General features: G+C 68.9%; 12 protein-coding genes. 9 read left to right on the top strand and 3 right to left on the bottom strand.

Going from position 1 to position 10995, the window contains the following annotated elements; genetic code table 11:
• The first annotated feature begins 111 nt into the window (after window positions 1-111).
• The 5 genes from UWG_RS31630 (at window position 112) to UWG_RS34060 (ending at window position 2825) form a co-directional block, all read left to right on the top strand.
• Window positions 112-801, top strand: a complete 690-nt coding sequence (locus UWG_RS31630) for a hypothetical protein (protein ID WP_237720315.1) — start codon at window positions 112-114, stop codon at window positions 799-801.
• Between the two features lie 42 nt (window positions 802-843).
• Window positions 844-1050, top strand: a complete 207-nt coding sequence (locus tag UWG_RS32495; protein ID WP_078495767.1) for a hypothetical protein — start codon at window positions 844-846, stop codon at window positions 1048-1050.
• Window positions 1034-1558: a DUF6879 family protein gene (locus UWG_RS0128815; protein WP_016910666.1), complete on the top strand. Its 525-nt coding sequence runs from the start codon at window positions 1034-1036 to the stop codon at window positions 1556-1558. The genes UWG_RS32495 and UWG_RS0128815 overlap by 17 nt, the downstream gene beginning before the upstream one ends.
• Window positions 1542-2378: a Scr1 family TA system antitoxin-like transcriptional regulator gene (locus tag UWG_RS0128810; protein WP_016910665.1), complete on the top strand. Its 837-nt coding sequence runs from the start codon at window positions 1542-1544 to the stop codon at window positions 2376-2378. The genes UWG_RS0128815 and UWG_RS0128810 overlap by 17 nt, the downstream gene beginning before the upstream one ends.
• 312 nt (window positions 2379-2690) lie before the next feature.
• Window positions 2691-2825, top strand: coding sequence for a hypothetical protein (locus UWG_RS34060; protein WP_016910664.1), 135 nt, complete (start codon window positions 2691-2693; stop codon window positions 2823-2825).
• A gap of 318 nt (window positions 2826-3143) precedes the next feature.
• Here UWG_RS34060 and UWG_RS0128795 read toward each other — a convergent pair whose 3' ends face one another.
• On the bottom strand, window positions 3144-4271 hold the full coding sequence (locus UWG_RS0128795; RefSeq protein WP_016910662.1) for an acyl-CoA dehydrogenase family protein: 1128 nt from the start codon (window positions 4269-4271) through the stop codon (window positions 3144-3146).
• 259 nt (window positions 4272-4530) lie between these two features.
• Between UWG_RS0128795 and UWG_RS0128790 the strand changes: the two genes are divergently transcribed.
• Both UWG_RS0128790 and UWG_RS0128785 read left to right on the top strand, forming a co-directional pair.
• A complete protein-coding gene (locus UWG_RS0128790; protein ID WP_016910661.1) occupies window positions 4531-5874 on the top strand; it encodes a UDP-glucose dehydrogenase family protein in 1344 nt (447 codons plus the stop codon).
• A 94-nt stretch (window positions 5875-5968) separates the two neighbouring features.
• A complete protein-coding gene (locus UWG_RS0128785; protein WP_016910660.1) occupies window positions 5969-6343 on the top strand; it encodes a VOC family protein in 375 nt (124 codons plus the stop codon).
• A 73-nt stretch (window positions 6344-6416) separates the two neighbouring features.
• Here UWG_RS0128785 and UWG_RS0128780 read toward each other — a convergent pair whose 3' ends face one another.
• The gene (locus tag UWG_RS0128780; RefSeq protein WP_029391867.1) at window positions 6417-7640 is read right to left on the bottom strand and encodes an LCP family protein; all 1224 of its coding nucleotides are present in this window, start codon (window positions 7638-7640) and stop codon (window positions 6417-6419) included.
• A gap of 127 nt (window positions 7641-7767) precedes the next feature.
• On the opposite strand from UWG_RS0128780, the gene UWG_RS0128775 reads away from it, so the two are divergent.
• Together UWG_RS0128775 and UWG_RS0128770 are read left to right on the top strand one after the other, a co-directional pair.
• Window positions 7768-8337 (top strand): acyl-CoA thioesterase, encoded by a 570-nt coding sequence (locus UWG_RS0128775; protein ID WP_016910658.1) that lies wholly within the window; start codon window positions 7768-7770, stop codon window positions 8335-8337.
• Window positions 8338-8451: 114 nt separating this feature from the next.
• On the top strand, window positions 8452-9129 hold the full coding sequence (locus UWG_RS0128770) for a DUF5701 family protein (RefSeq protein ID WP_029391866.1): 678 nt from the start codon (window positions 8452-8454) through the stop codon (window positions 9127-9129).
• 251 nt (window positions 9130-9380) lie between these two features.
• Here the strand turns inward: UWG_RS0128770 and UWG_RS0128765 are convergent, their stop codons facing one another.
• Entirely contained in the window at window positions 9381-10889 is a 1509-nt protein-coding gene (locus UWG_RS0128765; protein WP_016910656.1) for an LCP family protein, read from the bottom strand.
• Window positions 10890-10995 lie beyond the last annotated feature (106 nt).

Genomic DNA, 10995 nt, shown 5'->3' with positions numbered 1-10995 from the left:
ACGTGTTTCGGTCCCTGCTCGTGGTGGGAAGCGGAAGGTTCCGTTCTTCTGCTGCTCCTCCCCAACCCGCGCCTTTCCGCGCGGAGTTGGCGATGTGGTTGGCTGTCGGCCATGGAAGCGGTTGCAGCGAGCGTCATCGCCGTCGTCGGCACCCTGCTGGGCGCCGGCACCACCCACTTCTTCCAACTCCGCGCCGCCCGGCGGGCCGAGCGCTTCGCCCGCGTCGAGCGGCTGCGCGACGAACGCATCGACGCGTACTCCGCATTCGCCGGCGCCCTCGCCGACTACCGCCGCGGACGCATGGACCACTGGTTCGCGCGCAACGACGACCGCGGCGCCACCCCGGCGGAGATCCACGAGATGCGCCGCGAGGCCCAACGCCTCCGCGCCACCGCCATGGAGGCCATGTTCCGCGCCGAACTCCTCACCGACTCCCCGCACTTGGCCGAGACCGGCCGCCGCGCCCTCAAGGCGGTCGACGCCCTCGGCTCCGTCGCCGCCGCTCCCACCTCGCGGAACTGCGCACGGTCTCGCGCAAGGCCGTCTACGAGTACGTGGCGGCGGCGCGGGTGCATGTGCCGGGGGTGGGGGAGGCGGGGTGAGGCGAGCGCAGACGGACGCGCGGGCAGCAGCGAGCGCGTCGCTTTGTCGCCCGTCCGATCGCAGAGTTGGGGGTCCGACGACACGTGCCGGTGCGGCAGCCCCCTGCGCCCGGCTGCCTCTCTCCATAATCTTTATGCGAGTACGGGCATAGTCGCGTTCCCGCATAGACGGTTGCCGCTCGCCCTCGTACGGTCGTGACCAGTCGGCCCAGTGAGGGCCAGCAGCGAGGGATTTGCAACCATGGCTCGTGAGGAACTGACCCGGCTCACCGGCAACGGAAACGGCACCTGCGGTGAGGAGGACTGCCCGAACGTCTACCGGACCGCGACCGGCTCATTCGTCGTCCAAGGAAGCGTTTCCGAGACGTTCGCCCCGCCGTCTGGTGAGGCCCTGGTGGAAATCCCGGAAGCAGTGCTGAGGGAGGCAGTCCGTGCTCTTGGATGGTGACGAGTGGCGCCGCCGTTTCGCGGAGATCAAATGGGAGGCGTGGCGGCTGGAGACGCTCCCGCAGTACCTTATGCCGCACGAGGCGGAACAGTTCGCAGCGTTTCGCGATGGACGGCCACTGAGCCCGCCCGGAGCCTCAGCGTATACGGAGCGCGTCTCGCGTCAGCATGCCGACGGAAAGCATAATGGTCGGGTGCATGTCGTGACCCGACCCCTCTCCGACTATCTGCGGTTCGAGTTCAGCCGCTACTACGAGCCGCATGCGCGGGCAGGCGACGAGATCCGAATCCTCGACGTGACCAATCGCCCCAACCCCCTTGCGGGAGTTCAGGACTTCTGGATGTTCGACCGCGCGGAAGTCGTCCTCATGAACTATGAGGCGGACGGCAGGCAGATAAATCGCGAGGTCTTCGAGGGTGATGCGGCCCCGTTCATTGAATACCAGAGAATCGCGGTAACCGAGTCGGTCCCGTTCGAGGAGTACGTGAACGGTGGCCATCGAGCCTGATCAGTTGGACCAGTCCCGTCTAGAGCTGGCCGCCATGCTCAAGCATCTCCGCAAACAAGCCGGACTCTCGGGAGTCCGGCTTGCTGCGCGTTGCAATATGTCTCAGTCCAAGATCAGCCGTATTGAGGGGAGCAAACTGCGCCCGTCCTTGGTGGACGTTGAGCAGATCCTCAGAGGAGTTAGTGCCTCTCCTGCTGTTGCGGCCGAAGTTATGGCTATGGCCCGAATCGCTCAGACGGAGTGGCAGGACCGTAAGGCCCTGCACCGGAAGGGCCTGGACAAGAAGCAGCTAGAACTAGCGGGGCTGGAGTCGGCCACCACAGAATTCCGGTACTTCCTGCTGTCCATGACCACGGGGTTGTTGGCAACGCCGGAGTACATCAGGGAGAGCATCGTGCACGCTCCGTCAGCTCAACAAGCCAAGGCCGTCGGCATGAAGCTTGAACGCCAGGTCGTTCTGCTCGACCGATCCAAGCGCTTCACGTTCCTACTCACCGAACAAGCCGTCAGATACCCGCTGGTTTCTCCTGACGCCATGGCCATGCAAGTTGATCACTTGGCATCGCTCTCCCTTCAGGCGAACATCCGAATCGGTGTGCTACCGATCGGAGTGAAGTTCAGCAACGTTCCGCTGAGCACGTTCACCATTTACGATGATCGGCTCGCGACCATCGAGACGGATCTCGGTGCAGCCGTATTTCGAGACCCGAAAGATATTGGTTCACTCATCGACCGGTTTACGCTCTACGAAACGCATGCCGCTTTCGATGACGACGCGCGAGAGCTGCTGGCTGAGTGGGCTTGGTCGTTCCGTTCATGATCTTTAGTCGACAACGCGAATAATTCGAGGAACCCACTCCGTTCCAGGGGATCATCGAATCTCACGGATTGCGAGGAGGTTGCCTGAATGGTGAACGACACGAGTTCCACGGAAGGGAACTGGCTTCCGGCGAGCATGGACCTTGACCCCGCACCGGTTCCCGGCTGTGCCGGTTGTACGGAGCTGGTGAACGTGCGGGATCGGGCGCGTGCCGTTGGCGACTGGACCACGGTGTCGGATTGCAACGGCTTCCTGCGGCGGCACCCGGAGGGGCACTGATGGTCACGGTCGAACAGGAAGGAACGGGTGAGAATGGGTAAGAAGGACGAGGACGACTGGGACCCGCATGCCAATCGGGATCAGGTGACCGATCCCGGTACCCGTGTGTCCCAGAACGCGGACGTGCACAGCAGCATGGCTGATGACGAGGACCGCGAAGGGAAGTAACGCCCGTTGATCCACGGCGAGAACCTGGCGAAGGACTTGCGACGTGATCACGGTTTCGTTCACGTCGGACGCACCAGGGACGGTAACGCCGTGGTCATGCGCCGAAGCGACAAGTGGACCGTCGTCCCCCTTCGCTGGCTCACCGAGGAGGCCGTGGACACCATCAAGGCTCAGGCCGGAATCAGCCCCGTCTGAGTCGTCAGGGATCAGGCGCAACGGCCCCCGGCATCGTGCCGGAGGCCGTTGTGTTCGTGCAGAGGCCCGAACGGACCGGAAGCCGAGCAGAGTTGGCGAGCCGGTCTGACCCGCGAAATCCTGCTACGGCAGGTTCCGCGCCATCACGATGCGCTGGACCTGGTTGGTCCCCTCGTAGATCTGCGTGATCTTCGCGTCCCGCATCATGCGCTCGACCGGGTAGTCGCGGGTGTAGCCGTAGCCGCCGAGGAGTTGGACGGCGTCGGTGGTGATCTCCATCGCGGCGTCGGAGGCGAACGCCTTGGCTGCGGCGCCGTGGAAGGTGAGGTCCTCCTTGTCGGCGGTGCTGCCGAGGGAGACGCGCTCGGAGCGGGCGGCGGCCGAGTAGGTGAGCTGCCGCGCGGCCTCCACCTTCATCGCCATGTCGGCGAGCATGAACTGCACGCCCTGGAAGTCGCCGATCGGCTTGCCGAACTGCTTGCGCTCCTGCACGTAGCCCTTGGCGTAGTCGAGGGCGCCCTGGGCGATGCCGAGCGCCTGGGCCGCGATGGTGATCCGGGTGTGGTCGAGGGTCTTCATCGCGGTCGCGAACCCCGTGCCCTCGTCGCCGATCATGCGGTCGGCGGGGAGGCGGACGTTGTCGAGGTAGACCTCGCGCGTCGGGGAGCCCTTGATACCGAGCTTCTTCTCCGGGGCGCCGAAGGAGACACCCTCGTCGTCCTTGTGCACGACGAACGCCGAGATGCCCTTGGTCCGCTTCTCCGGGTCCGTGACGGCCATCACCGTGTAGTAGTCGGAGACGCCCGCGTTGGTGATCCAGCGCTTGACGCCGTCGAGCACCCACGTGTCGCCGTCCCGGACCGCCTTCGTCTTCATGCCGCCCGCGTCCGAGCCGGCATCCGGCTCGGAGAGGCAGTAGGAGAACATCGACTCGCCCTTGGCGAGCGGCGCGAGGTACTTCTTCTTCAGCTCCTCGCTGCCGGAGAGGATCACCGGGAGCGAGCCGAGCTTGTTGACGGCCGGGATCAGCGAGGACGAGCCGCAGACCCGTGCGACCTCCTCGATGACGATCACGGTGGCGAGCGCGTCGGCGCCCGCGCCGCCGTACGCCTCGGGGACGTGCACCGCGTGCAGGTCGTTGGCGACGAGCGCGTCGAGTGCCTCCTGGGGGAAGCGGGATTCCTCGTCGACCGCGGCGGCGTGCGGGGCGATCTTCGCCTCCGCGAGCGCGCGTACGGACTCCCGGAGCATCTCGTGCTCCTCCGCCGGGCGGTAGAGGTCGAACTCCCCTGCTCCGCTTCCTGCTGACGTACCCGCTGACGCCAAGGTGGCTCACTCCTCCGAGCAGTGCTTCAGATTACTGGCAAGTAACCGAATTTTACTGGTCGCTCCCCGGCCGCCGATACGTGAGGTTGGCGACAGCGGGCGCCCCGTTATGCTGCGCGGGCAGCGGTCCGCCCACACCCGTAGGGTGCGTCCGCCCCCAGTGAAGCGCACTAAGGAGTACCCGATGGCTTCGCCCAAGGTCACCGTGATCGGTCTCGGCTACCTCGGCGCCACCCACGCCGCGGCCATGGCCGAGCTCGGTTTCGAGGTGCTCGGCCTCGACGTGGTCCCGGAGAAGATCGAGCAGCTCCGGCAGGGGCTCCCGCCCATGTACGAGCCCGGCCTCGGCGACCTGCTCCGCACCCACGTCGCCGGCGTCGAGGGCGCCAGTGGGCGGCTGCGGTTCACCGACTCCTGGGAGGAGCTCGCCGACTTCGGCGACGTCCACTTCCTCTGCGTCAACACCCCGCAGAAGCACGGCGAGTACGCCTGCGACATGTCGTACGTCGACGCCGCGCTCGACTCCCTAGCGCCGCACCTGGACCGCCCCGCGCTCGTCGTCGGCAAGTCCACCGTGCCGGTCGGCAGCGCGGAGCGCCTCGCCGAGCGCCTCGCCGAACTCGCCCCGGCCGGACGGCAGGCCAAGCTCGCCTGGAACCCGGAGTTCCTCCGCGAGGGGTTCGCCGTCCACGACACCCTCCACCCCGACCGGCTCGTCGCGGGCGTCCGGAGCGAGTGGGCCGAGGAGCTGCTGCGCGAGGTCTACGCCCGGCCGATCGCCGAGGGCTCCCCCTTCGTCGTCACCGACTACCCCACCGCCGAGTTGGTGAAGACCTCGGCCAACTCCTTCCTCGCGACGAAGATCTCGTTCATCAACGCGATGGCCGAGGTCTGCGAGACGGCAGGCGGCGACGTCGTCAAGCTCGCCGAGGCGATCGGCCACGACGAGCGGATCGGCCGGAAGTTCCTCCGCGCCGGCATCGGCTTCGGCGGCGGCTGCCTGCCGAAGGACATCCGCGCCTTCATGGCCCGCGCCGGCGAACTCGGCGCCTCCGAGGCGCTGACCTTCCTCCGCGAGGTCGACTCGATCAACATGCGGCGCCGCGGGCAGATGGTGGAGCTCACCCGGCAGGCCGTCGGCGGCACCCTCCTCGGCAAGCGGATCGGCGTCCTCGGCGCCACCTTCAAGCCCGACAGCGACGACGTCCGGGACTCGCCCGCGCTCAACGTCGCCGGCCAACTCCAGCTCCAGGGCGCCCAGGTGACGGTCTACGACCCCAAAGGCATGGAGAACGCGCGCGCCCTCTTCCCCACCCTCGGTTACGCCCCGACGGCGGTCGACGCGGCCCGCGGCGCCGACGTGCTCCTCCACCTCACCGAGTGGCGCGACTTCAAGGAGCTCGACCCGGCGGAACTCGGCGAGGTCGTCTCCGTACGCAGCCTCCTCGACGGCCGCAACACCCTCGACCACGAGCTGTGGCGCAAGGCCGGCTGGACGTTCCGCGCCCTCGGCCGCCCGACCCTCTGACACGGAAGCGGGCCGGGGGAAAAATCCTGCCGCGGAGGTCCTCAGCAGGGCATACTCCAACGGCCCGCTCCGCCGCACACGAGAGGAACCCGCCATGGCCGTCGCAACGATGGGCGTCACCGTGCTCGACTGCCCCGACCCGCTCCGCCTGGCCGAGTTCTACGCGGCGGTCCTCGGCTGGGAAGTCAAGGAGCGCGACGAGGACGACTGGGTCGAGGTGCACGCCCCCGAGGGCCGCCGCCTCGCGTTCCAGGAGTCCCCCGGTTTCATCCCGCCACAGTGGCCGAGCCTGGAGCACGCGCAGCAGTTCCACCTCGATCTCGACGTCCCCCGCGCCGAGTTGGAGTCGGCCGAGCGCGAGGTCCTCCGCCTCGGCGCGACGCTCGTCGAAGGCGACTTCGGCGGCACCCGCGACTTCCGCGTCTACCTCGACCCGGCGGGCCACCCCTTCTGCCTCTGCGTCCGCTGAAGCGGACGCGCGTGGGGCCCGCCGACCCCTTGAACCCAAGCGGACCGGCGGGCCCCACGTCGTACGGGCCGGCTCACTGGTCGGAGCTGACCGTCACCTTCTCGTCGTTCTTGAGCTGCTCCATGAGCTTCTTCGACTTCTCCTTGTCCCACTGGAGCGACCCCTGCGGCGCCGGGCCGCTGATCGGCATGTTCATCGACTTGCCGTCGCCGCTGTTGACGCCCTTCATCGCGAAGAACATCGAACCGAGGTTCCAGAGCTTCATGTCCTTGTCGACGACGAGCGAGTCGAGCCCCGCGCCGGCCGTCGGGTAGAGCGTGAACGGGTTGAGGACGGTCGAAGGCGTGGCGACCTGGTTGGCGATCGCCGCGAGGAACTTCTGCTGGTTCTTCGTACGGTCCAGGTCGCTGCCGGGGAGCGCGTAGCGGGTGCGGACGAAGGCGAGCGCCTGCTGCCCGTCGAGGGTCTGCTTCCCCTTCTTCAGGTCGGCGCCGGACTTCTCGTCCTTGATGTCCCGCGGGATGTCCATCTCGACGCCGCCGACCGCGTCCACGATCTTCGCGAAGCCGCCGAAGCCGATCTCCGCGTAGTGGTCGATCGGCAACCCCGTGTTGTGCTCGACGGTGCGCACCAGCAGCTCGGGGCCGTCCTCGGCGTAGGTGGCGTTGAGCTTGGTGAGCTTGGAGGACTCGTAGTGCTTCCCGGACTCCGAGCCGGTGAACGGCGGGCGTTCGACCCAGGAGTCGCGGGGGAGCGAGACCATCGTGTTCCCGTTGTCGCCGACGTGCAGGATCATCATCGAGTCGGTCCGCTTGCCCTCGGCCGAACCGGTGTGGAGGTCCTTCTTCTCCTGATCCGACATCCCCTCGCGGCTGTCGGAGCCGACGATGAGGTAGTTGGTGCCCTTGCCGTCGTCGGGACGGTCCTCGACGATGCCGAGGTCCACCTCGCGGCGCAGCTTGGAGTCGGCCCAGAAGTAGGTGGCCACCGACCAGACGAGCACCACCGCGATCAGTACGATGAGCCCGACCTTGATCCGGCGGCCCCAGTTGGCCGGGGGCTTGCCGTACGGATCGTCGTACGGGCCGCCGCCGCGGCCGCCCCCGCCTCCGCCGTAGACCTGCCCCTCGCTGTACCCGGACTCGTTCCATCCGGCACCCTGGCCTCTGGACTGAGGCGGGACTCCCGGTCCGTTGGTGTGGGGCATGACACGTGTGGGGTCCGGGTTGGGGGAGTTGCTTCCGCTTCCGTACCGGTACCCCTGGCCGCCGTTCCGACCGTCGGGCCACTGATTCATGCAGGAGAGTGTGCCCTTTACGCCCCGCCGCCTTACAGGGCGGGTACCGCTTCAGGGCACGCCTGTAGCAGTTCTGATGCAAAGTGCTCGGCTCGGTGACGAATCGTTCCCCGCATATGGTGGCCACATGACGCACCACGCCCCCGACTCGGCCCCCGAGCCCGAGGAACCCCTCCCCGGCAAGCCGACCGCCGCCTCCCGCACCACGCTCTCGCACATCATGACGGGCAACGAGACCAACCTCTACGGCACGGTCCACGGCGGCGTGATCATGAAGCTCGCCGACGACGCCGCCGGCGCGGTCGCGGGCAGGCACTCCGGCGGAGCCGCGGTGACCGCGTCCATGGACGAGATGGCGTTCCTCGAACCCGCCCGCGTCGGCGATCTTGTCCACGTCCACGCGCAGTGCAACTGGACAGGGCGCACGTCGATGGAGATAGGCGTCCGCGTCATGGCCGAGCGCTGGAACGAGTCGACGCCCGCGCAGCAAGTCGGTTCCGCCTACCTCGTCTTCACCGCGATCGACGAGAGCGGCAGGCCGCGCAGCGTCCCTCCGGTCCTCCCCGAGACGGAGAAGGACCGCAGGCGCTTCCAGGAGGCGCAGATCCGCCGCACCCATCGCCTCGCGAGGCGCCGCGCCATCAAGGAGCTCCGCGACCGCCCGGCGGAGCAGCGGGCCGAACCCGGCGCCGCCTAGGTTCTGCAGGGAGCCGTGAGCACAGGACCGGACGAAGTCCGGAGGAACGGGAACGTTCCGGCGGGACGTTGCGTTGCAACTGAGCCCATCCGTGTCGCTGCCCCTGGGGGTATCGTGCCCGCAACCTCTGCTCTTCTCCCCGCACTCCCGGCCCTGAGCGCGCAGGCCGAGCGACTCATCGAGCTCGGGGTGCACGAGCCGGCGGGGCTCTCTGCCGTCGAGCTTCGTACCTTCGCCGCAGCCGCCGAGGCCCCTGCGGGCGGCGACGGCGCCCTGCTCGCAGTGCACCCGGACCACGTCCCGGCCTCCGCCCTGGCGCCGCTGCTCCGCCGTGGCGACAAACCGGGTTTCGTCGTCACTGACATGCCAGATGTCGACCTCTTCGCGCCCCTCGACACGGTCGCGGTGCCCGACGCTCCGCTCTACCTCCTCACCGACCTCGACCGCGGCGACCACATGGCCAACTGGAGCCCGAACGAGGCGCTGCCCGCCCTCACCGCGGAGGCCCGAGCCCCGTTGCTGCTCACCGAGGGCATCCACTGGGTGCTGCAGCAGTCCGCCGTCCTGGAGCGCAACCACTGCTTCATGACCGTCGGCTCTCGGCTGCGCAAAGCCGACGGCGTCCTCGACGCCCGCACGCCGGCGCTGTGGATCAGCAACGGCACCGGGCGCGATGGCCGCGAGCGCCGCAACGCCGCCAAGGTCGGTTGGTGCTGGGCGGGTAACCGCCACACCTGGCTGGGCTTCGCCTCCGCCGGGGGCCGCCGGGGTCAGGGCTTGCAGGGAGCCTGATCAGGCGGGGCGGCTGCCCAACCGGACGACCGTGCCCCGGAGTTGCGGTGGGCGGCCAGCTCCCTCCAGTTCTTGATCTTGTCGATGCGCCGAGCGGACGACCGGAAGAAGGGGCCGAGAGCGTCCGAGGGCCGCCGCCTTCAACCGGGCCGGCCCTCGGCGCTCCGGCCCGGTGTCTCCGCCTCGCCCCGCGCTTGCGTTCCTTCCGCGTCCCCGTCGCAACCGAAGCCGCTGCCGCCGGAGCCGGCCGCCTAGTCGCAGCCGACGGAGTCACCCGTGGTGGCGCGGAGCCGCTTCGCGCCGCTCGACGGATCGTCCGCGACGACCTTGCGCACCGTGTGGTGTTCCTCGCCGAGGAGGACGTGCATCTGGGGCCCGCGCCCCTCGTCCTTCTTCAACTCGGCGCCCGGCAGGGCCGCGGCGAGGGAGCGGGCCGAGCGGTCCCAGCGCGGGTCGTAGGCGATCGTCGTCCGCTTCTGCTCGCCGTCGCCCGGAGCGGTGCGCGGCGCCCCGGTGGTGGCGAAGCCACTCCTGCGCAGTGCCGCGTCGATCCGCATGCCGAGGCCCTGCTCCGAGGTGCCGTTCTCGACCTGGACGCGAATCTGGCTCGGCGGGACCTCCGCGGACGCGGGAGCCTTGCCGCTCTTCTCCCCGCCGCCGGCCTCCCCGCCGCCGGCCTCCGCGTCCCTCGCCCCGGACCCGTCCTCGGTGACGGAGGCGAGCGGGCGGTCGTCGCGGAGCGCGGAGAAGAGGCGGTCGGCCTTCTGCTCGTTCCACACGACGGTGGAGCCGAGTCCCGGCGCCCGGTGGTCGGGGTCGGAGAGCGGGATCGAGGCGAACTCGGCCGAAGCAGGCGTGAATCCGCGCAGCGCGCGCCCGAGCGCGACCATCTCGTCGGGGCCGAATCCGCGGTCCGCGCTGACGGAGTCGAGGACGGTCGAGGCGACCTTGTTGAACTTCACCGGGTTCATCAGCACGCCGCTGTCGGTCGCCTTGGCGACGAGCGCCCCGAGGAACCGCTGCTGCCGCTGGATGCGGGCGAGGTCGGAGCCCCCGTCGACGTGCCTGGCGCGCACGTACTGGAGCGCCTCGCCGCCTCCGAGACTCGTCGTCCCCTTGGGGAGGTCGAGGCCCGAGTGGCTGTCCCGCAGCCGGCGGTCGGTGCAGACGGGGACGCCGCCGAGGACGTCGACGGTCCGCATGAAGCTGGTGAAGTCGACCTCCATGTAGTGGTCGATGTGCACCTTCGTGAGCTGCTCCACGGTGCGCACCGTGAGGTTCGGACCCCCGGCCGTGTACGCGGAGTTGAGCTTGGCCCGGGTGGCGCCCTTCTCCTCGCCCGTGTGCTTGTCCTTGTGCGCGGGGAGGTCGGCGAGCGTGTCCCTGGGCAGGCTGACGACGCTCGCCCGCTCGCCCCCGGCCGAGAGGTGGACGAGCATCAGGGTGTCCGTGCAGTCGCAGCCGGCCCCGCCGAGGTTGTACTTCTTCTTCTGCTCCGCGGTGATCTTCTCGCGACCGTCGGTGCCGACGACGAGGAAGTTGAGGCCGTCGGTGTTGTCGGGCCTGTCGGTGAGCCCCCTGAAGGGGTCGACCCGGTGCACCTGGGCGTCGAGGTCGCTGACGACGGCGTGACCCACGCCGCTGGTGACGAGCACGAGCGCGGACGCACCGGTGGCGAGGCGCAGACCCCAACGGGGCCGGCGCCTGCTGCGGGCTGCGTCGTTGCGGGAGGGGCGCGGGGAGTTGGCGCGTGCGGGCAAGGGGGGACCTTCTCCGGTCGCGGGCGGTGCGGGGGATCGGGGTCGTCGTGGAGCGGTGGCGGCCCGCCGGTCGCTGCGGGCCTCCGGCGGGGATACCAGCCGGAAG

Origin of the sequence: Streptomyces xiaopingdaonensis (assembly GCF_000262345.1) — a bacterium.
Lineage (GTDB): Bacteria > Actinomycetota > Actinomycetes > Streptomycetales > Streptomycetaceae > Streptomyces > Streptomyces xiaopingdaonensis.
Note: the sequence above shows the minus strand (reverse complement) of the source record. Positions and strands in the feature narration are given on the sequence as shown.